The 26,866-nt window shown below is 47.9% G+C and carries 18 protein-coding genes and 1 pseudogene; 15 read left to right on the top strand and 4 right to left on the bottom strand.

Annotated features, from left to right (window positions below; all coding sequences use genetic code 11):
• Window positions 1-3: 3 nt before the first annotated feature.
• The 5 genes and pseudogenes from GPK83_RS14930 to GPK83_RS14910 form a co-directional block, all read left to right on the top strand.
• Complete coding sequence (locus GPK83_RS14930; protein WP_215705155.1) at window positions 4-1,974, top strand: ATP-dependent helicase; 1,971 nt, start codon at window positions 4-6, stop codon at window positions 1,972-1,974.
• Between the two features lie 107 nt (window positions 1,975-2,081).
• Window positions 2,082-2,612, top strand: a complete 531-nt coding sequence (locus tag GPK83_RS14925) for a cob(I)yrinic acid a,c-diamide adenosyltransferase (RefSeq protein ID WP_117552837.1) — start codon at window positions 2,082-2,084, stop codon at window positions 2,610-2,612.
• A 167-nt stretch (window positions 2,613-2,779) separates the two neighbouring features.
• Window positions 2,780-3,115 carry a DUF1292 domain-containing protein gene (locus GPK83_RS14920; protein ID WP_144364385.1) on the top strand — a complete coding sequence of 112 codons (336 nt, stop codon included), beginning with the start codon at window positions 2,780-2,782 and terminating at the stop codon, window positions 3,113-3,115.
• Window positions 3,116-3,906: 791 nt separating this feature from the next.
• Window positions 3,907-4,653 (top strand): 3-oxoacyl-ACP reductase family protein, encoded by a 747-nt coding sequence (locus GPK83_RS14915; protein ID WP_215705154.1) that lies wholly within the window; start codon window positions 3,907-3,909, stop codon window positions 4,651-4,653.
• A gap of 12 nt (window positions 4,654-4,665) precedes the next feature.
• A pseudogene (locus GPK83_RS14910) lies at window positions 4,666-4,947 on the top strand (thioredoxin domain-containing protein); the annotation flags it as partial.
• A gap of 149 nt (window positions 4,948-5,096) precedes the next feature.
• On the opposite strand, the gene GPK83_RS14905 reads toward GPK83_RS14910, so the two are convergent.
• From GPK83_RS14905 to GPK83_RS14895, 3 genes are read right to left on the bottom strand one after another with little or no spacing between them, the layout of a single operon-like run.
• Window positions 5,097-6,383: an ATP-binding protein gene (locus tag GPK83_RS14905; RefSeq protein ID WP_215705153.1), complete on the bottom strand. Its 1,287-nt coding sequence runs from the start codon at window positions 6,381-6,383 to the stop codon at window positions 5,097-5,099.
• Window positions 6,384-6,407: 24 nt separating this feature from the next.
• The gene (locus tag GPK83_RS14900; RefSeq protein WP_215705152.1) at window positions 6,408-7,700 is read right to left on the bottom strand and encodes a GHKL domain-containing protein; all 1,293 of its coding nucleotides are present in this window, start codon (window positions 7,698-7,700) and stop codon (window positions 6,408-6,410) included.
• Window positions 7,690-8,640, bottom strand: coding sequence for a LytTR family DNA-binding domain-containing protein (locus tag GPK83_RS14895; protein ID WP_215705151.1), 951 nt, complete (start codon window positions 8,638-8,640; stop codon window positions 7,690-7,692). Before GPK83_RS14895 ends, GPK83_RS14900 begins: the two co-directional genes overlap by 11 nt.
• Window positions 8,641-8,718: 78 nt before the next feature.
• Between GPK83_RS14895 and GPK83_RS14890 the strand changes: the two genes are divergently transcribed.
• Entirely contained in the window at window positions 8,719-18,186 is a 9,468-nt protein-coding gene (locus GPK83_RS14890) for an InlB B-repeat-containing protein (RefSeq protein WP_215705150.1), read from the top strand.
• Window positions 18,187-18,282: 96 nt separating this feature from the next.
• Here the strand turns inward: GPK83_RS14890 and GPK83_RS14885 are convergent, their stop codons facing one another.
• Complete coding sequence (locus GPK83_RS14885) at window positions 18,283-18,765, bottom strand: HD domain-containing phosphohydrolase (protein WP_215705149.1); 483 nt, start codon at window positions 18,763-18,765, stop codon at window positions 18,283-18,285.
• Window positions 18,766-18,991: 226 nt separating this feature from the next.
• Between GPK83_RS14885 and GPK83_RS17010 the strand changes: the two genes are divergently transcribed.
• The 9 genes from GPK83_RS17010 (at window position 18,992) to GPK83_RS14845 (ending at window position 26,820) form a co-directional block, all read left to right on the top strand.
• Window positions 18,992-19,234 (top strand): integrase DNA-binding domain-containing protein, encoded by a 243-nt coding sequence (locus tag GPK83_RS17010; protein WP_252196386.1) that lies wholly within the window; start codon window positions 18,992-18,994, stop codon window positions 19,232-19,234.
• A 6-nt stretch (window positions 19,235-19,240) separates the two neighbouring features.
• Window positions 19,241-19,822, top strand: coding sequence for a hypothetical protein (locus tag GPK83_RS14880; protein WP_252196385.1), 582 nt, complete (start codon window positions 19,241-19,243; stop codon window positions 19,820-19,822).
• A 96-nt stretch (window positions 19,823-19,918) separates the two neighbouring features.
• Complete coding sequence (gene ychF, locus GPK83_RS14875) at window positions 19,919-21,016, top strand: redox-regulated ATPase YchF (RefSeq protein WP_015555060.1); 1,098 nt, start codon at window positions 19,919-19,921, stop codon at window positions 21,014-21,016.
• Window positions 21,017-21,253: 237 nt separating this feature from the next.
• Window positions 21,254-22,129 (top strand): prolipoprotein diacylglyceryl transferase, encoded by an 876-nt coding sequence (lgt, locus tag GPK83_RS14870; RefSeq protein ID WP_015555059.1) that lies wholly within the window; start codon window positions 21,254-21,256, stop codon window positions 22,127-22,129.
• A 1-nt stretch (window position 22,130) separates the two neighbouring features.
• On the top strand, window positions 22,131-22,283 hold the full coding sequence (locus GPK83_RS14865; protein WP_015555058.1) for an aspartyl-phosphate phosphatase Spo0E family protein: 153 nt from the start codon (window positions 22,131-22,133) through the stop codon (window positions 22,281-22,283).
• A gap of 398 nt (window positions 22,284-22,681) precedes the next feature.
• Window positions 22,682-23,107, top strand: a complete 426-nt coding sequence (gene mraZ, locus GPK83_RS14860; RefSeq protein WP_015555057.1) for a division/cell wall cluster transcriptional repressor MraZ — start codon at window positions 22,682-22,684, stop codon at window positions 23,105-23,107.
• Window positions 23,104-24,039, top strand: a complete 936-nt coding sequence (gene rsmH / locus GPK83_RS14855; protein ID WP_015555056.1) for a 16S rRNA (cytosine(1402)-N(4))-methyltransferase RsmH — start codon at window positions 23,104-23,106, stop codon at window positions 24,037-24,039. Before mraZ ends, rsmH begins: the two co-directional genes overlap by 4 nt.
• Window positions 24,040-24,176: 137 nt before the next feature.
• Window positions 24,177-24,668, top strand: a complete 492-nt coding sequence (locus tag GPK83_RS14850) for a septum formation initiator family protein (protein ID WP_015555055.1) — start codon at window positions 24,177-24,179, stop codon at window positions 24,666-24,668.
• Window positions 24,646-26,820, top strand: a complete 2,175-nt coding sequence (locus GPK83_RS14845) for a penicillin-binding transpeptidase domain-containing protein (protein WP_215705148.1) — start codon at window positions 24,646-24,648, stop codon at window positions 26,818-26,820. The genes GPK83_RS14850 and GPK83_RS14845 overlap by 23 nt, the downstream gene beginning before the upstream one ends.
• Window positions 26,821-26,866 lie beyond the last annotated feature (46 nt).

Below are 26,866 nucleotides of genomic sequence, written 5' to 3'. Positions count from 1 at the left end.
AATATGGATTTTAATAAAGCACAGATGACGGCCTTGGAGCACCGGGATGGACCGATGATGGTCTTAGCGGGTCCGGGGTCCGGAAAGACAACAGTAATTACACACAGAATCAAGAGACTGCTGGAGGCGGGCGTTGACCCCTCCGGCATTCTTGTCATTACGTTCACGAAAGCGGCGGCCGCGGAGATGAAGGAGCGGTTTCTCAGACTGGCGCGGGAGGAAGATGAAAAGCGGAGAAAGGCGGGGAAGAAAGATGATCACCTGCCGAAAAACGGATGGAGTCTGCACAGGCCGGAAAAAAGCCAACAGAGTGCAGCCGAGGCCAGGCAGCGCGCGCAGGGAGCCGGAAATTCTTTGGAAGCCGCGGGCAGCCGTGTGAGTTTCGGAACCTTCCATTCCGTCTTTTACCACATCTTAAAGTGGGCGTACCGCTTTCCCGCCGGAAATGTGATCAGCGGGGAGGAAAAGCGGCAGTATTTTAAAAAGTTTCTCGATGAGTCCGGGATGGAGGTGGAGGACGAGGCGGAGTTTATCTCCTCCATCATCAACGAGATCAGCTACGTGAAGGGCGAGCGCCTGAACTTAAAATATTACTATTCCCAGAACTGCCCGGAAGAGTGGTTCAAGAAGCTCTATGACGGGTACGATGAGATGCTGAAGCAGACTGGAAAGATCGATTTCGACGATATGCTCGTCATGTGCCATGAACTGTTCACGGAACGGAAGGACATCCTGGCTGCCTGGCAGAAAAAATTCAAGTATATTCTTGTGGACGAATTCCAGGACATCAATCTTTTACAGTATCAGGTGGTGCGGATGTTAGCACTGCCGGAAAACAATCTCTTTATCGTCGGGGATGATGACCAGTCCATCTATCGGTTCCGCGGGGCGAAGCCGGAGATCATGCTGGGATTTGAGAAGGACTTTCCGGGGACAGAACGGGTCCTTCTTGGAACAAACTACCGGTCCACAAAGGAGATCGTGGAGACGTCCCTGCGGCTTATCCGTCACAACAAAGTCCGCTTTGAGAAGAAGCTGGAGCCATTCCGGGGATCCGGGCGGCCGGTGGATTTCAGGGTCTTTGACAATCCGGGACATGAGATGGACACGGTGGCCCAGAGTATCCGGGCGTACCATGACGCCGGGTACGCGTGGAACGAGATCGCGGTGCTGTTCCGCACCGGGGCGAACTCCGGACTGATGGCGGAGCGGCTCATGGGATACAATATTCCCTTTCAGCTCCGGGATGTGATCCCAAACCTCTATAGCCACTGGATCGCGAAGGACCTCTTTGCCTACATGGAGATCGCGGCGGGCAGCAGGAAACGGTCGGATTTCTACCGGATCATGAACCGTCCGAACCGGTATTTCAGCAGGGACGCCTTTGATACGCCGACGGTGTCCTTCGACCGGTTAAAGTCCTTTTATCAGGACAGGGACTGGATGGAGGACCGGATATGCGACCTGGAGGCGGATCTCAGGGCGATGTCGAGGCTCAAGCCTGTGGCAGCGGTGAACTATATCCGAAAGGTCATCGGGTATGACGATTATCTCAGGTCCTACGCGGAGTTCCGGAGAATGAAACCGGAGGAACTTTTCGAGACAGCGGACAAGCTGGCGGAGAGTGCGGCAGAGTTTGAGACCTTCGAGGCTTGGAAGGAACATGCGGTGCGGTACGAGGAAGAGTTGAAAAAGCAGAATCTCGAGGAGACCAGGGAAGCGAAAGACCGGGTGACACTGTCCACGATGCACAGCGCGAAGGGGCTGGAATATCCGGTGGTGTTCGTGGTGGATGTGAATGAGGGGATCGTTCCGCACCATAAGGCGGGACTCCCGGCGGATATCGAGGAGGAGCGGCGGCTGTTTTATGTGGCCCTGACCCGCGCAAAGGACCGGCTCCATGTGGCGGCGGTGCGGGAGCGGTACCACAGGAAGACGGATGTTTCGCGGTTTATCGGGGAAACAGGTTTGTAGAGGATTCAGAGAGGAGCCAGAGCCATTGCGGCTTAGGCCGCCGGAAAGGCACCATAGCAGAGAACAGTTCTTTTCTGCTGTGAATGCATGAAGAATGGAGGAGACAAATGGGACTTGTCCATATTTACTGTGGTGACGGAAAAGGAAAGACCAGCGCGGCGATAGGGCTTGCGGTCCGGGCAGCGGGCAGCGGCAGGCGTGTCGTGATCGCGCGGTTTTTAAAGACAGATAACTCCGGGGAAGTGGAGATCTTAAAGAGACTTCCGGAGGTGACACTGATCCCGTGCCGGAAGAACTTTGGCTTTGTCCGGTCTATGGATGAGGAGACGAAAAAAGAGTGCGCGGATTATAACAGAAATCTGTTTTTGGAGGCGGCAGAGCTGGCGAAAACTGCGGATCTCGTGGTCTTTGACGAGATCATGGCGGCGGTGAACTACGGGATGGTACTGGAAAAGGACATCCTGGATTTTCTGGAAAACCGGCCGAAAAAGGGCGAGCCGGATGGACTGGAAATCGTCCTTACGGGGCGGAACCCGTCGGAGTCGCTACTTGGGGCGGCGGACTATGTGTCGGAGATCTGCAAGAGAAAGCATCCGTTTGACAAGGGAATCATGGCACGACGCGGAATAGAATACTGATGTTACTGTGCGTGGGCATGGAGTGCCCGTGTACTGTAACTGGATTTAGGTAATTCTTTCTATTGATTTTATGGATGTTTACTGGTATTCTATAAAAAACAGCGGCCGCAGATAAAACGGCTGTCAATTAACGGCACACGGCCGGAAATGAGAGGAATGTTGAGGTTATGGCAAAGGACAAAAATATGAATCAGGACGCAGCAAACGATGAGGAGATGACTGTCACTCTGACACTGGATGATGGAACAGATTTAGAGTGCGTGGTTCTTACGATCTTCGAGGCGGCAGATAAGGAATATATTGCGCTTCTCCCGTTAGATGGCAATGAGGCTGAGGACGGAGAGGTCTACTTATACCGCTACACAGAGGATGCAGAGGGCAACCCGGATATCCAGAATATCGAGAGCGATGAGGAGTACGAGATCGTTGCGGACGCTTTCGACGAGTTCCTTGATACAGCAGAGTACGATGAGATCGTAAGCGAGGAAGACTTAGACGATTAAGCCGGGAGCAAAATAGTGTTTTCAGACCGGGTCTGTCAACAGTGCAGCGGAAAATGGAGATATGTTTCCGACAGGGAAACTGGTTCGGAGACAAAGATAAAAAGCATAGATGGAGTCAAAAAAATACAACAAAGAAAAAAGCCTGCCAAGGTTAGTTAATCCCTGGCAGGCTTTATTTGACATCTAGGCGGTGTGGTCAAAGATTTCTCCTGAGACCATCCGTGTGATATTCGATATTCATATACTTTACGAGCGGTTCCCCAATGCTCACACATGGATGTGATACTGTAATACTTTTCACCAAGGTGGTCGTAACATACAATACCACCATGTCTATTTGTCTACAAAAACCAATAAACTATTGTAACAATCATAAGGAAGATACCATATAGCCATATTATTATTTCTGTAATAGAAAGAAGTTGCTTAAGGTGTAGACATTTAGGACAGAATACGGAGTAGTGATTTCTCTATTGACATGAGGAGGGCGTATGATAGGCTGCCTTGCCTGTGGCAAACGTCCCTTGGACTGGGGGCCGTTTTGCTGATGCGTCATGCGCCCGAGAGGCTCGTGTCAATAGGGACAGATAATAAAAAACAGAGTATACTCTGTTTTTATTTGCTGCAGGGGATTTTGCATGTAACTGTGGGTACAGAACAGTCATGGATCTATTTCCTGACAGGGAAGGGATATTCAGCTGCGTGATTATATCACAGAAAATGGCGAAGTGTTTGCTTACAATAAGATCATAAACAAAGGTATAACCAAACAAAGCAAGGAGGTATTTTGAATGAGATTAAAGGATAAAGTTGCGATCATTACAGGAGGAAGCCGGGGCATTGGCTATGCTACCGCTGATAAATTTTTGAAGGAAGGAGCTGCCGTTATTGTAACAGCAAGTACGCAGGGATCAGCAGATCGTGCAGTGACAAAGCTGAAAGAAAAATATCCGGATGCCATCGTCGATGGAATCAGTCCCGATCTGGCCAGTCTTGAATCTGTCAGAAAGGCTTTTAAAGAAGTAACCGGAAAATACGGATGCGTGGATATTCTGGTAAATAATGCGGGGATTTCGGAAAGCACCCCGTTTATGGAGTATACAGAGGAGACATATGATAAGGTCATGGATCTGAATGTAAAAGGAGTTTTTACGGCTACCCGTGCAGCAGCAGAATGCATGGTGGCAAGAGGTGAGGGTGTCATTCTTTCCACTTCCTCCATGGTCAGTATTTCCGGACAGCCAAGCGGATTTGCCTATCCGGCATCAAAATTTGCAGTAAACGGCTTCACGATATCTTTGGCAAGAGAGCTGGGACCTAAAGGTATTCGTGTGAATGCAGTTGCTCCCGGTATCACCGAAACGGATATGATGAAGGCTGTGCCAAGGGAGGTCATTGAACCCATGATTGAAAGAATCCCGCTTCGTCGTCTGGGACAGCCGGAAGATATTGCCAATGCATTTGTATTTCTTGCTTCCGATGAAGCAAGCTATATCACCGGCGTGATACTGAGTGTGGATGGCATGGCAAGAAGTTAAGACAATGTAAGAATGGTGATGTCATCACCGAATATAAATGGATTTCAGGCTATCATAGAGTCATCAAAACAAAAGACAAAGGAGGAATGTAACATGTCTGCGATCAATATCAGTACCAATAATTTTCAGAAAGAAGTAATGAATTCCGATAAACCCGTCCTGCTGGATTTCTGGGCGCCCTGGTGCGGACCCTGCCGTATGGTAGTTCCGATCATAGAGGAGATTGCAGAGGAACGGTCTGATATCAAAGTGGGTAAGATCAATGTGGATGAGCAGCCGGAGCTTGCTGACAGGCTGCGGAAGGACATGATTTGAGTAGAGCACTTAGCGAGGTTATTTCGAGCTTAGTGCGAACCATACAAGTTCACTTGGCAAACCGAAGGTGAGTCTAGTGAAGCTTGTTCAGGAGTGGGCAGGCTCCTTTTGCGAAGTAAAACTTCAGCTTACAGAGCAATCACGAGCTTAAACCAGCCGCCTTCTGTGGAAAAATTATAAAAGGCATTATGCTTTTCACAGAAAGCCATGATGGAGCGTGTACCAGTTCCGTGACCTGTTCTGGTTGAGGTTGGGAGTCCGTTTCTTCCAAAGGTGATCTGTCCTTTATAGGGGTTTGCAATCTCAAACATAAAGGCAGGCCTGCAGATACAGCGGATAATAATTTTTCTCTCATTTTCAGGAAGCTCTGTACATGCTTTGGTGGCATTTTCCAGGGCATTGGCAAAACAGATGGAAAGCTCGGCGGAATCAATAGGGAGGCTTTCCGGAATCGCAAGATGGTGCTCTATGGTAATGCCAAAATTCCGGGCCCGCTCAAGATAAGCAGTGAGAGTAGCATTTAATATGGGATCACTGCAGTAGTGAGTGGGAGTGCTAATCCGGTTCAGCTCAGTTGATTCGGATATAAGATCAAGGATGGCCTTAGAATTTCCTTCTTTAGCAAGAGCCGCGATACCGGACAGCATCTTGTGAGTATCCTGCCAGATGAGCGTTACTTCTTTGGCGTTCCGTTTCGTATCATCAACATGTTTTTTAATGCCCTGTATCTGGATTTCCAGAATCTCACGGTTCTGTTCATCCATCTGATACTGATACTGTGTCCGCAGATATTGGAAAACAGCATAATAAATGATGGCGATGACAGCACCTGAGAGGTAGAACAGAAGTGGAAAAGCCGGGTTTTGTGTGTAATGGACCGGATAGAGTGCAAGCGTCATCACAAAGAGGAAAAAGGCGATAGGGATCAATGCGAGAATTCCAAAGCCCCGGGTGTTCATCCCGGTTATATCCGGAAAAGCTCTTCTCAGAACAAAAAATTCCAAGACAATCGCAGCAAGATAGGCAGACAGAAGAAGTATTGCATTTGACAGCAGCGTGCCTTTAAACAGTGTGTTGAGCAGTGTTACACTGATCAGAAGGTAGAGTGAGAGCAGGAGCTGAGACAGGCATTTGAAGACATGCCTTGAGACGGTGGTGTCTGCAGTCATATAGATCATGATCACACCCGGCAGAGAAATAGTAAGGATAACGCTTCTGAGAAAAGACAGAAATCCCCAAAAATGCATGAAAAAAAAGGTGAACACAATTGCATAAATGGCATATCCGCCTAAAAAAAGCAGATTCCTTTTATAGTTTTTTCTCATCGGAGATGTGGCAACTACCATGCCGAGCGTGCCAAATATAGCGACAAAGATACGGTAGATCTGGTAAGCCGTATTATCATCAAAAATCATAGTATTCCTCCATTTTGAACATTATCATAATGTGACCATAATCTTAAACCAGCCGTTTTCAGTCGTAAAGGTGTAAAAGGCATCATATTTTTTGCAGAATGCCACGATAGAACGGATATGGGCTTCCATACCGCCCTCCGGTAAATGTGGAAGACCATTTCTGTCAAAGGTTATCCTGTCCGGCTGAGGATTCTCAATCTCAAACATCAGCTTAGGTTTCCCAATGCATTTAAAAATAATTTTTCGTTTCTCCTTTGGCAGCTTTTCACAGCATTCGATGGCATTTCCAAGCACATTGGCAAAGCAGATGGCAAGTCCGGCAGAGTCAACCGGAAGAATATCTGGGATAGTGACGGAGATTTGAAGCAGGATACCGGATTCCTCTGCGGATTTAAAATAAGAATAAAGTGTTGCATTCAAAAGGGCATCTGTGCAGTAATGGAAGGCTTCAGGCATATCAGGCTTCTGGTAGGCGTTGTCGGTAAAGTCAAGGATCGCCTGCATATCTCCGCTCTCAGCAAGAGATGCGATTGTGGAAAGTATGTGCCGGGTGTCGTGCCGGATGATTTTTGTCTGCGTTGCAAGCTTTTCCATGTCGGCAGCCTCTCTTTGTATATTTTGTACCTGCAGCTCAAGAATTTTTCTGTTCTGATCTATTTCCTGCCTGTGATACTGCATAGAAAGAAATACGCCGATCGCAGTGTAAAGAATGACGATGACGGCACCGAGCAGATAGATCATTACGACACTTGTGGGACGTTTAGTATAATGCTCCGGATAAAAAGCAAGTGCTACGGCAAGGAGGATCAGAGCACAGGGAATCAGGGAAAGGATTCCCCAGCCTTTCCTGATCTCTGTGATAAAATCCAGATAGATGCGGCGGATGAAATGAAAATCAAACAGGATGACAAGCAGATAGGCGAGCAGACGCATCAGGATATCTGAGAGCTCCGTTCCGTGCAGCGCAGTATTTATGAGTGTGATGGTGCCTGCGATATATAAAGAAACAAGTATGTGTGTTGCACGGATGAATACAAGCCGTGGAAATGGCTCGTCAGACATATTATGCAGCAGAAGGATGGCGGGACAGGATATTGTCAGGAGAAATACCCGCAGCAAATGCTGGTAGCTGAAAAAACAGATGATCGCATAGGATGAAATTATGACATAAATGAAGTAGGAAGCAAAAATGATGATACTTATGGGCTTCTCCTTCACATAGCGGAACTTCGTGGTGGAGCCCATCATGCCTAAGGTACCTGTGAAGGTGATCATAACTTTTAAGATCAAAAAAATAATATTTTCCTCAAAAAGCATAGTATCTGCCTCCATTCAGCCAAAAGTCCGCCCACTCCTTCTTGACTGTTTCGTACATACGGCGGGGAACCGGAACACGAAGCTCCCCGGTCAGCAGCAGATCTGATCTTGTAACCTCTGTGACATGGAATAAATTGACGACAAAGGAGGAACCTACCAGAAGCATTCGTTTGTGCGAAAGCAGCTCAGACACAGCATTTTGGAAAGAACAGTTGAAGCTGGTGCTGTGTATCACAGTATTATCTGTCAGATGATAATCGATATGTTTATCTATGCGCTCTGCATACCGTATGTCGGCGATGGGGATCATACGGATACTGTCCGTGGTCTTTATGGCAACGGTCTTTTGCATGATCTGTGAAAAAGAGCGGTAAGCCTTGTCAAGGCTTTGGAAAAATAGTTCGCTCTCGACAGGCTTTAACAGATAATCAAAGGCATCTACCCGGTAAGAATCAAGCGCAAAGTCGGGGGAGGTGGTGAGGTAGATCAGGAATCCCGTATCATCACGCGTTCTCAGGGCAGCACCAAGCTCAATACCATTCATTTCCGGCATAATACAGTCCAGGATATAGAGGTCAAAGCAACCATGTTCATCTACATGGTTGATAAGCTCTTTTCCTGATGCAAAAGAAGATAAGGAAAGAGTCCGGTCAGAATGTAGCTGTTTATATTGTCTGATAAGCTCCCTGACCGTTTCATGGTTCGTTATTTCATCATCACATAAAGCAATCTGCAAGGCTTGCTCCCCCTCCCGGTTTATTTTCTGAATAGTTACCAGTATATATAAAAGCTTGTAAAACGCCTGTTCCGGACGCATGAAACAGGCGTGGTCATTATCTGCGATTACATCTATAGTGTAGCAAAGAAGGCAGGAAGAGTCAACGAAACGGGGGGTGACCAAATCCGAACAAAAAGCTGCCAAATCCGCAATGATGACCATAACAAAAAGTAATTCCGATATACTTTAGCTGAAAAGACAGAAAAAGCTTTTAGAAGATAAAATGGGAAGGAGAGCATTATGAAGATACATAAGCTTAAGGCCGGAGAAAAAGCTACTCGTATCACAGCACTGGTTCTGACAGCAGCACTGATATTTACAAGCATTGATCTTGCCGTGTTTGCAGCTGCCAATGAAGGAATAAAAACACAGGAAGTGATCACGGGCTTTGGAGAGTTGGATGAATCGGTCGCAGTGCAGCTTTTGCCGGTCGGTGCACAGGAAAGTGAAATCGTATTTCCTGATACCCTTACTGTAATGTTGGAAACAAACAGTGTGGAGGAGTCCACCGGGGATGTAACGCAGGAGACAGAAGCTTCTGCGAAAGAGAACACAGAAGCTGAAGAAATCCAGACACCGGAGAAAGATACAGAGCATGGGGGAAGCACAGCTTCAGGAGAAAGCACAGACACCGGAGAAAGTATGGACTCGGGAGAAAGCACAGACACCGGGGAAAGTATAGCTTCGAAAGAAAGCACAGACACCGGGGAAAGCACAGCTTCAGGAGAAAGGACAGACACCGGGGAAAGTATAGCTTCAGGAGAAAGGACAGACACCGGGGAAAGTATAGATTCAGGAGAAAGCACAGACACCGGGGAAAGTATAGATTCAGGAGAAAGCACAGACACCGGGGAAAGTATAGCTTCGAAAGAAAACGCAGGAACGGAAGAAGATGCGGCAGAGGAAGAGAAACCGGCAGAGGAAGAACAACCGACAGAGGAAGAACAACCGACAGAGGAAGAACAACCGACAGAGGAAGAACAACCGACAGAGGAAGAACAACCGACAGAGGAAGAGAAACCGACAGAGGAAGAACAACCGACAGAGGAAGAACAACCGGCAGAGGAAGAACAACCGACAGAGGAAGAAACGCTCCCCCCTGTAAAAAGAACGCAGGAGACTTCCATTCATGTGACATGGGAAAACAACACAGAGGACAGCTTTGACTCTTCCGCATTGGGAAATCATTATGTTTATATTCCGGTTATTCCGGAAGAATACAGGCTGGCGGATGGTGTCAGCCTTCCGCAGATCAGTGTGACAATTGCAGCTAAGGGAGGACAGGGGCTTGCAGAACTGCTTGCATTGTTAGAGAAGCTGCCGGATCCCCTTACCTATCTCTCCACAGGCGTAGAAAATAAGGAGATAATTGATCCGGAGCAGCTTACCGAGGCGCGGGAGAAGCTGGATGCATGGCTTGCAGAAAATAAAACAGAGGATACAGAGAATAAAGAAACATTTTCCGGGGAAGAGGAGGAGCGTCTTACGGAGCTTATCAAGCGTCTGGAGGGCCTTGAGCATATACGTGATACGGAGACGGACTGCATAGATCTCAAATGTCCGTATCATTATCCGGAGCTGATACAGCAGCGGATGGCGGAGGATGAGCTGCCGGAGCTTCTGACACTGGAGGATCTGGTGGAGGACTATGGAGTAGAGCCGCCGGAAGAGAATGCCTTGCCTGCTGCTGCCTGGGATATAGACCTGCCCTTGCGGGCACCTGCCAAGGCACCGGCTCTTACACCACATCCACAGACACTGATGGTTACGACAGATAATGAGAACAACAGTCATACGGGAAAGGCAGATGGCGACATTGATGTAAGTATGGGTGTTTCAGACAAAAAACATCCCATCGAGCTGGCTTTTACTCTGGACGAGCTTCCGACCCAGAGTGCCTATCTGGCGGTGAAGGCTTATGATGTGGATGAGGATTACGGTGAGACAGATTACGTGTACCTCAATGATGACATATATCTGCCGATGGATCAGACCAATCAATCTGGTAAAAATTATAATAAAGAGACAATCGGGTATCTGTCAGGCACGGACAATACGTGGAATACGACTATATTGGAGATACCCCTTGAAAAATTAAAAAAGGGAAAAAATGTCATATCTGTAACGGTGGCACCGCCGGGCTGGATTGTAAGAATAGACTGGATGCAGCTTGTGCTGGACGGTGGTGCAGCAGATCCTGACATTGAAAAATTTTCCCTGGAGCTTCAGGACACATCCACAAAAGGTAAAACGGTTACCGTACAGTCTCTTGTGACAATCCGGCAGAAAGGAAAGAAAGAATATGCGACAGAGTATACACTGACACAGACAGAGACAGGCAATGCGCTGGATGCCTGTTTTGGTAAGGCAAAGTCACAGGAGCAGATTGCTTTGAGCATGCCCCTGAACTCGCCTGGCGGTGTATACAAAATCACCGGAATTCTCAAGGATCCTGAGACAGAAGAAATCAAGGCAACAGACAGCTTCAGCTTTTATTTTAATCAGGGTGTAGGTCTTGGCCCGAAGGTCAGTCATACGCTGTCACCGGACACACTCACCAATCGTGATGTGACGATAACGGTAAAGGCTGAGGATATGCCGAAGCTGGGAATCACGGATGTAAAGGTTGCAGCTGGAGCAACGAAGACAGCGACAGTAAACAAAAAATACACCTTTACGATAACCTATAAGTTAAAAGGCAGTGATAAGTCCCTCTCTTATCCGGTATGGGTGGACAATATCGACAAGATGGCACCGGTGCTCACCTATACGCCGGTCATTGTGGTGGAGGAAGAGCAGCAGGAGACGGTGGAGAAGCTGTTTGGTGAGTCACTCTCTGTAGCGGATAACCACAGGCTTGCCGAGAAGCCTTTGACTTATACCATACCAAAGGATATCGCAGCTCTTCCAGGGAAAAAGACAATCAAGGTAACAGCATCCGATGACGCAGGAAATACGACCACTAAGGATTGTGTAATCACGGTGACTGCAAAGCCATTGGAACTAAAGCTTGGCACACTTACCGCAGCTGCAGGAAGCAAGGACAGCTTCAATCTGAAAGCGGTTCTGGCACATACCGGTGGGGATACAATCAAGGAAACCGGCTTTGTATGGGGCGTGATGCCTGCTCCAACGGTGGAGTTTCATAACGGAAGTATCAAAACCGCACAGGTCATTACAACAAAAAATGGAAATCTGACTGCAAAAGCTACAGGTCTGAATGCTGGCGTGGAATACTATGCGCGGGCGTATGCGAAGGTTACGGCTGACGGCAAAGAGAAGGTGTATTACAGTGAAGCGGGAAAATTCGGCTTCGGGATTCCGCAGTATGGTACATTCTCTGTGAGCAGTGTATCAGGTAGTAATGGCAAAGCAACCTTTACAATCACAAGAAGTAATGGAACGGATAAATATCAGGTGGTATATTACCGCACGGTAAATGGCTCAGCGGTGGGTGGCACGCATTTTACCCATACGGAGGGGGCTGTCTTCTTTGCGGAGGGAGAAACGTCAAAGACCGTGACAGTGACGGAGCTTGGCGTGACAGAGCCTTATCAGAGTAAGGCGGGAACAAAGTATTCCAATGCCGACAGAACGTATTCGCTGGAACTCTACCGTGTGGGGGTGGGCGGCGGAACGATTGACCAGGCGCACCGCTCGATGCTGCGGACAATGCCGAAAGACAACAGCTATACCGTGGACCGGTCGGTTTACACAACAGAAAAAACGATCACGGATTTCCCTGAGACGACCGGGAAAAACGGAAAACGGATTGCAGATACAAACCAAAATCAGGGTGGAAAAAGAACCAATGTGAGTTTTCTTAAAAACCGCTACAACGATACAAACTATAATACCAGCAGTTCTTTTTCCGGCTATTATACGGATGCACGGCAACAGGAGTATCTAAGATCCACAGCCGGCGGATGGTATTACCGGTATGTGCTGAGGGCATATGAAGACATTGACGGCTATGAACACGCCTATCTGGGAACCGAACCATTAGAAAATATAAATTATGGTATAAATAGTGAAAGTGCAGCTGTCACAGGAGTAAAAGGGCAGCTCTGGGCATGTAATTTTCTGCAGCCAGCAAAAGGTAATGCCGGAACCTATTCTTTTCCTGATAAAAGAACGGGTGGAGGGGAAGGATCATATTATCCCAAAAACAGCCACGGTACGGCGTATATTTACAATGATAAAATCTGGGTGAAGCTTGGAGTGGATCAGACCTGCTACGCTTATTTTGGTGCGACCGGTGCGGATAGCGATGTATGGTATGTGGACGGTCTGCAAAGCTTTGTGATGGTCAATGACGAGAAGGAGCCGGCGCTCCTTGGGGTTGCACCGATGGCAAAAGGCACCTATCTTCCGGGAGATCCGATCACGGTAGCACTCGTCTTTGATGAGATTGTCGACAGTCAGAATAGCAGCTTAAGCAGCAGCCTTACGATTTCTACGAATGTGGGAACTCTGTCCTATGCCGGTGGTGCGGACACGAATGTGCTCTATTTTACAGGGAAAGTATCCTCCGCTGTCAGCTTAAATAGTACTGACGCACTCAAGGTCAACAGCATCAGTAGTATTGGCAGCATTAAGGATATGTGCAATCTATCCGGTACGAGCCAGACCTTTACAGGAGGCAATACCAATATCAATGTGGATGCCACGAAACCGGTACTGACCGTCAGGGCGGATACCAGTGGCAGTCTGCCTCGTCATAAGGCAACGATCACAGCCACAGGAGCAGCCTCCATTCAGTATGCATGGACGAAGGATACTAAACTGCCAGGCTATGGCTGGCAGACCACTACAAGTGGTACGCAGCTCACAGAGAGCAGAGGAACCGCAGGACAGACACAGACCTGGTATCTGCATGTGCTTGCGACTGCAGCATCGGGGGCATCGACACATGAGTGTCTGGCATTTTCCTTTATGAATCCAGCAATCACGGATGTGTCAGTGAGGGCTGGCAGCGCAGCAGCTTCAGCGGATGCAGCCGATGTGTGGAAGCCAGGCAAATATATCGTGGTGCAGTATGCAGGCGCCCAAAGCATAGGGACTAAGCTTACCTTTGACGGACCAAAGAAGGAAGTGAAAAGTATTACATCCTCCAGTGGTTCAGCCAATCTGTATGTCACGGAAAATGGAAGCTATACCGTCACGCTGGCGGATACCTATGGAAATGTGATATCAAAAATTATTGAGGTTAAAAAAATAGATAGTAAAAAACCGACCGTGACGCTTCGCAGCGGCAGCAGTACCGGAGCGGACACGGTATACAATGAGCTGACCATTGCCGTACTGCCGGAGGACACCGGTGGCAGTGGTCTGGCAAAGGTGGAGTATGCATGGACAAATACGGCAGGGACACCTTCTGCATGGACGCCACTGTCTGCGGCTGCAAATGGCAGCTATCAGGCGGAGTATGCCGCAACAGAGACATCAAAGACCGCAAAGTATCTTCATGTAAGGGTGACAGACAATGCAGGCAATGTATCGGAAACCGTGAAGTCGGGACCTTATTATGTGATAAAGAAAGCAGTGGGAGCAGCCCTTCCTTCTATTACAGTAACGGGAAATCCGTCTTCGTGGACAAAAAGTGCCACACTTACATGGAAAGCTGCACCGGGAAGCGGCACAGGTGCGGGAGCACTTGCGTTTGTCTACACGCCGAAGGGTATCGTGACGGAGAATATGACCGGCGGAAGCTGTACTGTGACGAAAAATGGTGTCTATGAATTTATGGTAACGGATAAATTCGGGAACTCTGCGGCAACAGAGGTGCTTGTGACCAGAATCGACAATGAGGCACCGAAACTGGAAGCTCTTACAGCTGCAGGCAGCAAGCCGGGAACAATACGGCTGACAGGTGTTACAGATGACCATACGGCTGTTTATGATAAGAAGGGAAGCATTACAGGATATAGTGGCAGCGGCATCAAGACCAGAGAGTACAGGATGCATGGAGATAGCAGATGGACAACCTTCACCGGAGACAGCTTGACCGTAACGAAAAACGGAAGCTATGTGGTAAGGCTTACGGACAATGCGGGAAATGTCAGTGAAGAATACCGTGTGGAAATCACAGGTATGGATACGACCGCACCAACAGTCAGCTGTACAGTCAATGGAACACTTAATGGAACAAGTGGATGGTATCCGTATTCCGATGTTTCAGTAAAGCTTACCTTTACGGATAAGGTAGGGGCTGAGGGAGGCACACCCAGCGGCGTTCAAAGTGCAGCGTATCAATGGGTGACAGATACTTCCCAGAAACCGGTCACAGGAATGGTCAATCTTGACGCAGCTGCGGTTGCAGCGGGTGAGTATACGATTTCTTTGTCAGACTATTATGGAACCTGTTATTTATATTATAAGGTGACAGACCAGAAGGGAAATGTAAGGGATGGTTTTTCCAAGCAGATAAAAAAGGATGATGTCCATCGTCTGGGATTTACCGGGCCAGACAAGGCACAGCCCTTGTCTGCAGGACTGCCGATGAATGTTTCTCTTACCTATGGACCATCAGGAGGAAAGCTCACCGGAACGGTACAGACGGAGATATTGGCAGAGTTAGAGGCCTATCAGGGAATCTACCATTTCTCAGAGCTGAAAAAGACACAACCGGTCTATACGGTAAAAAGCACCGGCACAAAGCAGATTCAATATTATAAGAAGGCATACAGTGACAGCACCGCCTGTGAGCAAAAGACCTTTTATGTCAGACAGATTACCTTTAACAGTCAGGGCGGAAGCAGCGTGGAGCCGCAGCTGATATGGACGACCTACAATGGTCTTATTCCGGGGGCGGCTGTGCAGTGTGCGGTCACGGAGCCGCAGGAACCTGTCCGTGAGGGCTACACCTTCGGAGGATGGTATAGGGATGCGGAATGTACAGACAGCCGGAAATTTAATTTTGATACCCAATCGCAGCTTATGACAGACACAACACTTTTTGCAAAGTGGATGCCGAATTCCTATCGTGTGAATTATAAGCTGTCCCTGCCGGATGGCAGCGTTTATGAGCCGGAAGACAGTTATAAAACCTATGTCCATGGACAGGAGCTGGCTATGCCGGTTCCATCACAGGAAGGATATGAGTTCTGTGGATGGTATGACAATGCCGGTTATACAGGAACAGCTTATACAAAGATCGGGGCAGCGGAATGTGGAGACAAAATCTGCTATGGTTATTTTAAGGATGTACAAAAGCCAGAGCTTGCCGCGGCAGTAGAGAGTAATGTCAGCCCGAATACAAAGGGCTGGTATAGTACGGATCAGATCCGCATTGTTCTGTCATATTCCGATAACAAGGGAGTCAAAAGCCTGTATGGTAAGGTGGATGATGGTGAGTATGAAGAGATTAATGGTGTTATTACAGGAGGGGGGACAACCCTAACAAAGGATTATGCCTGTGTCGAGGGATGGCACACCTATACCTTCAAGGCAGTGGATGCAGCAGGAAATGAAACGGTGACAGAAGCACTGACCGTAAAGCTTGATACGATAAAGCCGGTGATGGGTGAAGCAGTCTTCAATGAGGGATATAAAAATCTCTGGAACTGGCTGATCCGAAAAGACAGTCTTGAAATTACGGTACCTGTCGAAGAGGCGGGAAGTGGAATAGAGAGCGTAGATTACGAGCTGATACCGGAAGATGGCAGTACTACAGCAGGCCGGACATCGGTAAAAAAGGCTTCAGGAGAGAACAGTGCCGGTTATACGGCGGTAATCTATGTCAACCCGGACTTTAAGGGAAAAATCAAGATCACTGCAAAGGATCATGCAGGAAATGTTTCAGATACGAAGATGATAGGAACGGATGGCAGTGGCATCCATGGTATTATCGTGGAGGATCATGCACCGGAGATCACATTTTCGGTAAATGGCAGTGAAAGTCCGGCAGAAGAATATGAGAAAGCCCCGACAGTCGATGTGACGGTAAAGGATGATAAGGAGAATGTTCTTTCCGCAGGACTGGCTTCGGTAGCTTATCAGGTTGGAAACAGTGCAGAACATGTATTACAGGAGGATTTTACCACAGGCATTAGAACAGAGGTCAAATTCAGCATACCCAAAGAGAAGCTTCCGGCAGCCGGTGCGGACATTACCGTGAAAGCTGTGGATAATGCCGGAAACCGGGCAGAAAAGAAAATCACGGTAAGGATACATACTCACAGAGCAGTTCTGGTGAAGGCTGTAGAGCCAACCTGTCTTGCAGAGGGAAACATAGCCTATTATGTCTGTGCCTGTGGAAGACGGTATGCAGACAGCAGTTGTACGACAGAAATCACATCGCAGGATGTGGTACTGCCGGCAAAAGGCCATACAGAAGCCATAGATCCGGCCAAAGAAGCTACCTGTACGCAGACAGGACGAACACAAGGCAGTCATTGCAGTGTCTGTGGGGTGGTGATCAAGGCTCAGACAGTGACACCAGCGCTGGGACATCATTATAGTGGGGATTATGCTTACGATGCAGACGGACATTGGAGAGTATGCAGCCGATGTGCTGCATTGGAGGAAAAGCATAGCCATGCATATGACGATGATAAGGATGCCATCTGCAATGTCTGTGGCTTTGAACGGACGATAAAGAATCCGGAACCGGAGAAACCGGGAGGTGGTGGAACAGAAAAACCATTACCAACAGTACAGCCGGAAAAACCGGAAAATACCCCGGAGAACAAACCGGAAAATACTCCGGAAAACAAGCCGGAGAACAAACCGGAGAACACTCCGGAGAACAAACCAGAGAACAAACCGGAAAACAAGCCGGAAAACAAACCGGGGAACACTCTGGAGAACAAACCGGAGAACAAGCCGGAAAACAAACCGGGGGACAAGCCGGAAAATACTCCGGAAAACAAGCCGGAGAACAAACCGGAAAACAAACCGGAGAACAAGCCGGATGAACAACCGGGCATAAGAGATGGCGTAGATGTACCGGAGATGACAGAGGATGGCAAGGCAAACACATCGGGTGAAGCTGTGCCAACGGGAAATGTGCAAGGCATGGCGGACGCAAGTACGGCCTTGGATTATGGAGATGGTACAGTCATTGTAACGGTTGTCTGTGAGGAACAGGAGTATACGGCAGGAGTGTCTGATACTGCTGCGGTGGTGAATGCAGTACTGACACCGGCACAGCTAAAAAGTGTAGCTGCTGGAGAAAACATAGAAATCCGGGTAGAGGTGAAGGATATTTCCGGCAATGTACCAAGGAAGGATAAGAGTGTGATTGAGAACGGTATAAAAGAGTACCGTAAGGAGATACCTGATCTGACACTTGGAATGTATGTCGATATCTCTCTGTTCGTTAAAATAGGAGAAGCTGACTGGAATGCCGTTACAGGAACGGTAGAACCGGTCGAGGTAGTGATCGGTATTCCGCAGAAGATGCAAAGCATTGACAGGGAGTTTTTCATTATCCGTTCCCACGAAGGGGAATATACCCTTTTAACGGATATGGATGATGCACCGGATACAGTAACGATCCATACAGACAGATTCTCTGCTTATGCCATTGCGTACAAGCAGGTGAGCCGGACACCACAAGCCGGTAAATGCAGTCTATGCCACATTTGTCCGACTTTCCTTGGCATCTGTTATTTTGTGTGGCTGATACTTATTATGGCAGTGCTTTTGATTGTCTTTAGAGTGATACGAAGAAACAGAAATGTGAGAGAAAACCAGAAGCCGTAATAGAAAATGGATTGTGGAAGTATACATTGGTTGTATGTGTAGTGCTGCAATAAAGTAGAAAATAAGTGACTTTATTGCAGCACATTTGATGATATCCTATGTCCGGAAACAGGAATCAACCTTGGAAACGATATCAGCGTCAAGCCAGCTCTTGTCTGCCATATCTTTTAGAATTCCACAGGCTTTTTCATGGGACATGCCCTGTTTATAAGGACGGCTCTCAGTTAAAGCCTGAGAAATATCTACACATGCCATCATGCGCTCCTGGGTGTTCAGGTCGGCAGCCGTTTTGCCGAAGGGATAACCGGTGCCGTCTAACCGTTCATGATGAAAAGCCGCCCAGTCCCGCAGCTCTTCGAAACCATCAATTATATATTGTGTCAGGGCATTGTCGTGTAATAGGGCACAGACCGCCAGATCCTGCAGCTCTTTGCCCTGAATGCCCATCTGCTCTGCAACGCAGACACTCATATATGCAACACGCTTGGCATGCTCACTGGTTACGTGAACCAGCTCTGCTTCCACACAGTCCAGTGCATAAGAGCATGCCGAAATCAATCCTAAAGCATCCAGTTCCATAAGGTGTTCCTCCTTATGATAAATCCATTTTACTCCAAAACCGGTGGAATGCAAGCAGAAAAGTGTGAGCAGGTGAAGATGGTCTTGACTATTGTCTGCGGTATTTATCTAATCATCGTAGAATCCCTGAAAGGGCTTAAAAGTGAAATTACTATTGAAAAAAAGAGCTTGTTGTGGTACACTCTATAAGTTGTATTGGGCTCATTTTTTCAGAAAGGAGCTCAATATGGGAAAAGATTTAAAAGGTAGGGAGCTAGGCACTGGCCTTGCTCAAAGAAAAGATGGTCGGTATACCGCTCGCTTTGTTACCCGAACGGGGTATAGAAAGCAATCTTACTTTGACACGCTTACGCAAGCACGTAACTGGCTACAAGACGCGCAATATAATGACAAGCGCAAAAGCATTGTAGCACCGTTCGATATGGTTGCAAAAGATATCGTAAGTAGCAATGCTGAATTGGCTGCATGAAATGATATGACGGTGGATGGGTTCTTTGAGTTTTGGATGAATCATCTTATTCCTGATTTACGTAGCAACACAAAGCGAAATTATCGGGATCGTTACATCCATAATATTCAGCCTGTCGTTGGAAAGTTGAAAGTTGGAGATGTGCGTCCTTTTCATTGCAAAAAGGTTTTGCTTGATATGGAAGAGGATTATTCACCTTCTACTGTCGTTCAAACGTATATTGCGATGGGAACTTTGTTTAAGGCGGCGCGTGAAAATGGTGTAATTAATAAGCATCCTATGGATGGTGTGAAATGCCCAACAGCGCGCAAGAGTATGTCGGATATCAAGGTTCTTACTGTTGAGGAACAGACCAAGCTTTTAGAAGTGGTAAAGAGGTCTCATAATTATGACCAATATGTTTTGCTTCTGCAGACAGGTTTACGAACAATAGAGCGCCAGATACCACCCAAAACGCTGCAGCGTCTTCTTGGTCACGCTTCATTGCAGGTTACGATGGACACTTATGTTCATGTAACTGAGAATACGAAAATTGAAGCTATTAAGCAGTTTGAGAAAAATGAACCTGAATCATTAAAAATGGTGTAATGGTGTAAAACATTTCATCAGAATGGTGTAAAAATGGTGTAAAACCTCGCTGCATTACACTAAAAATCCCATAAATACGGGCAAGGAGGATATATTATGAAACTAGGCATTGTCGGCCTGCCGAACGTAGGTAAAAGTACATTATTCAACTCTTTGACAAAGGCGGGCGCTGAATCCGCAAACTATCCGTTCTGTACCATCGACCCGAATGTGGGCGTTGTTCCGGTACCGGATTTCCGTTTGAAACTCTTATCCGATCTTTACAATTCCGAGAAGATCACACCGGCTGTGATCGAGTTCGTAGATATCGCAGGTCTCGTAAAGGGTGCGTCCAAAGGTGAGGGTCTTGGAAACCAGTTCCTGGCAAATATTCGTGAGGTAGACGCTATCGTTCACGTTGTCCGCTGCTTCGAGGACCCGAACGTGATTCATGTAGACGGAAGCGTTGATCCGCTTCGCGACATCGAAACCATCAACTTAGAGCTGATCTTCTCCGATATCGAGGTCATCGACCGCCGGATCGCGAAGATGGGCAAGGGCGCAGCTTCCAACAAGGCACTTGCGAAAGAATTAAATATCTTAAAGGCTGTGAAGGAACACCTCGAGAACGGCAATCTTGCAAAGAGCTTTGAGTGTGAGGACGATGAGGAGCAGGCCTTTGTTGCTTCTTTAGATCTTCTTACCTGGAAACCGGTGATCTTCGCTGCGAATGTTGGTGAGGATGATCTTGCCGATGACGGCGCTTCCAATCCACATGTACAGGCTGTCCGCAAGTTCGCTTCTGAGAACGACAGCGAAGTGTTTGTTGTGTGCGCGCAGATCGAGGAGGAGATCTCCGAGTTAGATGACGATGAGAAAAAGATGTTCTTAGATGACCTTGGTTTAAAGGAGTCCGGACTTGACAAGCTGATCGCGGCAAGCTACCGTCTCCTCGGTCTTATCAGCTACCTGACAGCAGGAGAGAAGGAGACACGTGCATGGACCATCAAGGTCGGCACAAAAGCACCGCAGGCAGCAGGAAAGATCCACACCGATTTCGAGCGCGGATTTATCAAGGCAGAGGTTGTAAACTACAAGGATCTCTTAGACTGCGGTTCCTACAACGGAGCGAAGGAAAAAGGACTTGTCCGCATGGAAGGTAAGGACTACGTGATGAAGGACGGAGATGTCGTTCTTTTCCGGTTCAATGTATAATTTCTCCTGAAGATCTGATAGAATAAGGAATATAAAAGTCATGGAGTGTATCAGTTAAACACCATTCCATGGCTTTTCTTTTGTTTTAGGACAGCTTCCTGACGGTTCCTGTTTGCGCAAGACGTGAACGGCAGTTCATGTCGAATAAACACGAGGACTGTCAAGCGAATCTGTTTGCTTTTTGCCGCTTTTCGGAGTAAAATAAAATTCACCAAAGAAAAAAGGAGAACAGAATCAATGTCAGGAGCAGATGTAAGCTTCGTTCACCTGGGGATCTCGATTCCCCACATGGTGAAGAGCTTTTCAATCGGAGGAATATCCTTTGCGTACTACGGACTGATCATCGGGATCGGCATGATCTTAGGACTCTGTGTTGCCCAGTCCGATGCGAAGCGCAGGGGACAGAATCCGGATATTTACCTTGATTTCGCACTTTACGGAATTATCTTTTCCATCATCGGAGCGCGGATCTACTATGTTTTCTTCCAGTGGGCCTACTACAAGGACCACCTGATGGAGATCGTGAACTTGAGGAAAGGCGGACTTGCGATCTACGGCGGAGTGATCGCCGGAATCCTGACGCTGCTTGTCTTTACAAAGAAACGCCACCTTTCCTTTTTGTCCATGGCAGACAGCGCATGCCTTGGACTTATAACCGGACAAATGATCGGACGATGGGGTAACTTTATCAACTGCGAGGCCTTCGGCCGCTACACAGACTGCCTGTTTGCCATGCGGATCAGACGCAGCATTGTGAATGAGAGCATGATCTCACAAAATCTCCTTGACCATCTGATCCTGGACAATGGAATCGAGTACATTCAGGTCCATCCGACGTTCCTCTACGAGTCCCTCTGGAACTTCGGTCTCCTGATGTTCATGTTCTGGTTCCGCAAGCGGAAAACGTTCACAGGGGAAATGCTTTGTATCTATCTGGCCGGGTATGGAATCGGAAGAGCGTGGATCGAAGGATTGAGAACGGATTCTCTCCTGATACCGGGTACCCAGATCGCGGTATCCCAGGCATTGTCTGTTGTGCTGGCGACCGTCTCTCTTGTGATCCTTATTTACAACAGGAGAAAGGCTTTCGTCCAGGGAAAGGAAGCAAACTGATATGGAGAGCAGGGAAGAATTGGTAAATCAGATCGAGGAGGCGAGAAAACGATTGAACGGAAGTATTGATGGAAAGGAGTCCTACGATCTGATCTACCGATACAGTGTGGAACTTGACCGGCTGATCGAACAGTATATGGACGCGGGATACTAAGGGGGCCACAGTACATAAAAATCGAATAAACTCCAGATAAAATGCGGAAAAGCTGCCTGAAAGGTGGCTTTTTCGTGTTTTATAGGAAGATTTCCATAAAATGGCACCTTGTTTGTTACTGTACACGGGTAGGAATTTTCTGAACTGAAAATTCCGTACAATACAGTGGTGGTAGTGGATTTTGCCGATTCGGAATGCGAAGCATCGGCATAATCAGTTACTGTTTGCGCAAGGCGTGAACAGTGACCCTTGTTTTGTACATGAAAAAATGAAAAATTCCTTGCTATTTTAAAGTAAATGTACTAAGATTACATTAGAAGTGGTGGAAAGTGGATAAAAGTGGTTTAAAATGGTGGATCAGTGGATTACGATGGACCACATAATCACAGGAGTGAGTAATGTTCATTGGAGAGTACAGTCATACAATCGATGCAAAAGGCCGTCTGATTGTCCCTTCCAAATTCCGTGAGCAGCTGGGCGATGAGTTCGTTGTTACAAAGGGATTGGATGGGTGTCTCTTCGTGTACGAAAATTCTGAGTGGAAATCTTTTGAGGAAAAGCTCCACGCGCTTCCTCTTACGAATGCTAATGCCAGAAAGTTTTCGAGATTTTTCCTGGCTGGTGCCTGTGCCTGTGAGGTGGACAGGCAGGGAAGGATCCTGATCCCTTCTGTTTTAAGAGAATTCGCGAAGCTGGAAAAAGACGTTGTATTGGTCGGCGTCGGAAGCCGGATCGAGATCTGGAACAAGGCGGTCTGGAACGAGAAGAATGTCTACGATGACATGGAAGAAATTGCAGAAAATATGGAAGGTCTTGGCATATGATTTTTGAACATAAATCAGTCCTGCTGATGGAAACCGTCGACAGCCTGAATGTAAAACCGGATGGGATCTACGTGGACGGGACTTTAGGCGGCGGCGGACATGCATACGAAGTATCCCGGAGACTCGGCGAAAAGGGCCGTCTGATCGGAATCGATCAGGACGCGGACGCAATCGCAGCGGCAACGGAACGTCTTCTCCCATTTAAAGATAAAGTTACGATCGTCAGAAGCAACTATAAGAATATCCGGGAAGTGCTCTTTAACCTTGGAATTGAAAAGGTGGACGGCATCTACCTGGATCTTGGTGTGTCTTCATACCAGCTGGATACGGCGGACCGTGGATTCTCTTACAGAGAGGATGCCCCGCTGGATATGAGAATGGATCAGAGAAACGACAAGACCGCGGCGGATATCGTAAACGGCTACAGCGAGATGGAGCTGTATAGAATTATCCGCGATTACGGCGAGGATCGTTTCGCAAAGAATATCGCGAAGCACATCGTCAGAGAGAGGGAGATCCACCCAATCGAGACGACACTGCAGCTCGCAGAGATCATCCGCGGCGCGATCCCGGCAAAGATCCGGGCGGAAGGCGGACATCCGGCAAAACGGACATTTCAGGCGATCCGCATTGAATTAAACCACGAGCTGGATGTGTTAAACGATTCCATCGACACAATGATCGACCTCTTAAATCCGGGTGGACGTTTATCGATCATTACGTTCCACTCTTTGGAGGACCGCATCGTGAAGACGAGATTCCGCACAAATGAAAATCCGTGTATCTGCCCTCCGGATTTCCCGGTATGCGTATGCGGAAGAAAGAGCAAAGGCCGCGTTGTGACGAGAAAACCGATCGTTCCATCAGATGAGGAACTGGAAGAGAACAGAAGATCAAAGAGTTCGAAACTGAGGGTGTTCGAGAGAAGCTGAGAGTTCCCAAGTACAGAAAAAGCAGAAAGTTTATGGTAAAGGTTCAGCAGGTCTGCATGTTCCTGAAATCGACAACAGGGGAACATGAGCAGAACGGCACTGGACTGTTGCATATATATTAGAAAGGAAGTGATGGTATGGCAGCAAGGAGACGGAAAAGAGCCCCGCAGACCGAAGAATATGTAGAGGGAAATACTGTCCGTAAAGTCGAGCGTGTTCCCCGGTACGAGGAGCAGGAAAGAGGACATCAGCAGAAGCGGAATGTATCCCATACCGTTACAGTTCGGAGAAATCAGGAAAAAGCGCTTCAGATGAATCTTTTTTCCGTATTGTTGCTGACAGTGGCGGTGATCTGCACACTGTATATCTGTGTGAGCTATTTAAAGCTTCAGTCTTCCGTCACAGCGAGACTCAATCATATTGAGAGTCTGGAGGAGAGTATTGAAAAACTGAAAGGGGATAACGACGCTCTTCTCACAAGGATCAACACGTCGGTGGACCTGGATTATGTGTATAAGGTAGCGACTGAGGAACTGGGAATGGTTTATGCCAATAAGGACCAGGTCCGCTTATACAATAAGACGGAAAGCGAGTATGTAAGACAGTATGAAGACATCCCGGAACAGTAATAATAAGAAAGTTTTTACCATGAGTATGAAAGAAAAGCTGGCGGTTACGGTTCTCGTAACGACGCTGGCTTTGTTTGGTCTTGTCGTTGTTTTATACCGGATGATCAAGGATAAAAACGAGGATTACACCCAGATCGTATTGAACCAGCATTCCTCCTACGACAGCCGGACGATCCCGTACCGCCGCGGCGATATCGTGGACCGGAACGGAACATATCTGGCTACCAGTGAGAAGGTCTACAACCTGATCCTTGATCCGAACCAGATCAACCAGGATAAAGAGAACTACCTGGAACCGACGGTGTCCGCACTCTGTGAGGTATTCGGATACGACAGGGCAGATATTCTGGCGACGATCTCCGCCAATGAAAATTCCTACTATGTGCCTTATGAGAAACAGATCTCCGCAGACAAGAAGGAAGAATTTGAGACAAAAAAGAAAGAGCTGAATGATGCCTACGCGAAGTCAAAGGAAGACAGTGGAAAGAAGATCAAGGGCGTCTGGTTTGAGGATGAGTACCGGAGATTTTATCCGTATAATACCCTGGCCTGCAACGTGGTGGGATTCTCCTACGATAACGGAAAGCAGGGAAGTGGCGGAATTGAGCAGTATTACAATGACCAGCTCACCGGAACAAACGGAAGAGAGTATGGATACCTGGATGACGAGTTCAACATGGAGAAGGTTATTAAATCCGCTGAGAACGGAAATACTATCGTATCCACCATCGATGTGAATATCCAGAGGATCGTGGAAAAATATATCGATGAGTGGATGAGCGGGATCGGCAGCAAGACGGCGGCTGTGATCGCCATGGATCCGAGAAACGGTGAGATTCTTGCCATGTCTTCCAACCGCAGATTTGATCTGAATAATCCGAGAGACTTAAGCTATGCTTACTCTCAGGATGAGATATCGGCTATGACGGATGAGGGCAGGATGGATGCCTGGAACCAGATGTGGAGAAATTTCTGTGTAAATGATACTTACGAGCCGGGTTCCCCGGCGAAGCCGATGACAGTTGCGGCGGGGCTTGAGGAAGGCGTCATCAGTCAGAATGATACATTTCTCTGCGACGGCGGACAGGATATTGGCGGCTACAGGATCAAATGTTCCAATATCTATGGACACGGAATCCTGACGTTGGAGCAGTCCTTAATGAAATCCTGCAACGATGCTATGATGCAGATCGCGGCGAAACTCGGAGTACAGCGGTTTGCAAAATATCAGAAATTATTCGGCATGGGTCAGAAGACCGGAATCGATCTTCCGGGAGAGGCATATGGACTGATCTACAATGCGGACAATATGGGCCCGACAGACCTTGCGGTAAACTCCTTCGGACAGAGCTATAACAGTACGATGATCCAGATGGCGGCGGCATTCGCCTCTGTCATCAACGGCGGTTCCTACTATGAACCTCATGTGGTAAAGCAGATCTTAAATGATCAGGGTTCTGTTGTGAAGAAGATAGAGCCGAATTTGGTGCGGGAGACCGTTTCCCAGTCCACCAGTGACTTTATCAGACACGCCCTGTTTATGACGGTCGACGATGAGGAGGGAACCGGTAAGGCGGGACGTGTTGCCGGGTATAAGGTCGGCGGAAAGACGGGAACGGCGGAGAAGCTTCCGCGTTCCGCTCACAACTATCTTGTATCTTTCTGCGGTTTCGCGCCGGCAGATGACCCGCAGCTTCTTGTGTACGTGGTCATCGATACCCCGAATCTTCCGGGCAAAGAGCAGGCGCACAGCACTTTCGCCACAGGGGTCTTTCAGAAGATCATGGCGGAAGCGCTTCCATACTTAAATGTATTCCCGGATACGGATACGATGACGGAGGACGCAGGTCTTACGGACCAGAGTGAGGGAATCACAAACAACAATGAGGGCGGACTGGAGCCTGGAACCGGAGAGACCGGGGCGGAGACTGAGGCATCGACGGATGCGGAAGGAAATGTGATCCAGACGGAGCCTGCGCCGGAGGAAGAAGTGATCCCGTATGATGACGGTCTTGGACTTCCGGATGATATACCGTCTGACGGATCGGAATCTGCGGCGGGGAGTGCGGGCGAAGCCCAGAGCATGGAATCAGTCCAGGAGACTGAGACCATGGAAAATGGAGCAGAGGAGACAACGCAGGTCGCGCAGTAATTTGCTGACGGTTGAGCCATGTGGTAATTTATATTTGTGCAGAAAA

The sequence above is a fragment of the Clostridium sp. MCC328 genome (assembly GCF_018785465.1).
Classification (GTDB): domain Bacteria; phylum Bacillota; class Clostridia; order Lachnospirales; family Lachnospiraceae; genus Pilosibacter; species Pilosibacter fragilis.
This window is presented reverse-complemented; position numbering and strand designations above follow the sequence as displayed.

Coding starts and splice junctions, on each gene's coding strand:
- GPK83_RS14845 (WP_215705148.1), top strand. CDS start 24,646: ATGAAGACATCCCGGAACAGTAATAATAAGAAAGTTTTTACCATGAGT.
- GPK83_RS14865 (WP_015555058.1), top strand. CDS start 22,131: ATGGAGAGCAGGGAAGAATTGGTAAATCAGATCGAGGAGGCGAGAAAA.
- GPK83_RS14885 (WP_215705149.1), bottom strand. CDS start 18,765: ATGGAACTGGATGCTTTAGGATTGATTTCGGCATGCTCTTATGCACTG.
- GPK83_RS14880 (WP_252196385.1), top strand. CDS start 19,241: ATGACGGTGGATGGGTTCTTTGAGTTTTGGATGAATCATCTTATTCCT.
- GPK83_RS14920 (WP_144364385.1), top strand. CDS start 2,780: ATGGCAAAGGACAAAAATATGAATCAGGACGCAGCAAACGATGAGGAG.
- GPK83_RS14925 (WP_117552837.1), top strand. CDS start 2,082: ATGGGACTTGTCCATATTTACTGTGGTGACGGAAAAGGAAAGACCAGC.
- GPK83_RS17010 (WP_252196386.1), top strand. CDS start 18,992: ATGGGAAAAGATTTAAAAGGTAGGGAGCTAGGCACTGGCCTTGCTCAA.
- mraZ (WP_015555057.1), top strand. CDS start 22,682: ATGTTCATTGGAGAGTACAGTCATACAATCGATGCAAAAGGCCGTCTG.
- lgt (WP_015555059.1), top strand. CDS start 21,254: ATGTCAGGAGCAGATGTAAGCTTCGTTCACCTGGGGATCTCGATTCCC.
- GPK83_RS14850 (WP_015555055.1), top strand. CDS start 24,177: ATGGCAGCAAGGAGACGGAAAAGAGCCCCGCAGACCGAAGAATATGTA.
- GPK83_RS14905 (WP_215705153.1), bottom strand. CDS start 6,383: ATGATTTTTGATGATAATACGGCTTACCAGATCTACCGTATCTTTGTC.
- GPK83_RS14900 (WP_215705152.1), bottom strand. CDS start 7,700: ATGCTTTTTGAGGAAAATATTATTTTTTTGATCTTAAAAGTTATGATC.
- rsmH (WP_015555056.1), top strand. CDS start 23,104: ATGATTTTTGAACATAAATCAGTCCTGCTGATGGAAACCGTCGACAGC.
- GPK83_RS14915 (WP_215705154.1), top strand. CDS start 3,907: ATGAGATTAAAGGATAAAGTTGCGATCATTACAGGAGGAAGCCGGGGC.
- GPK83_RS14930 (WP_215705155.1), top strand. CDS start 4: ATGGATTTTAATAAAGCACAGATGACGGCCTTGGAGCACCGGGATGGA.
- ychF (WP_015555060.1), top strand. CDS start 19,919: ATGAAACTAGGCATTGTCGGCCTGCCGAACGTAGGTAAAAGTACATTA.
- GPK83_RS14890 (WP_215705150.1), top strand. CDS start 8,719: ATGAAGATACATAAGCTTAAGGCCGGAGAAAAAGCTACTCGTATCACA.
- GPK83_RS14895 (WP_215705151.1), bottom strand. CDS start 8,640: ATGGTCATCATTGCGGATTTGGCAGCTTTTTGTTCGGATTTGGTCACC.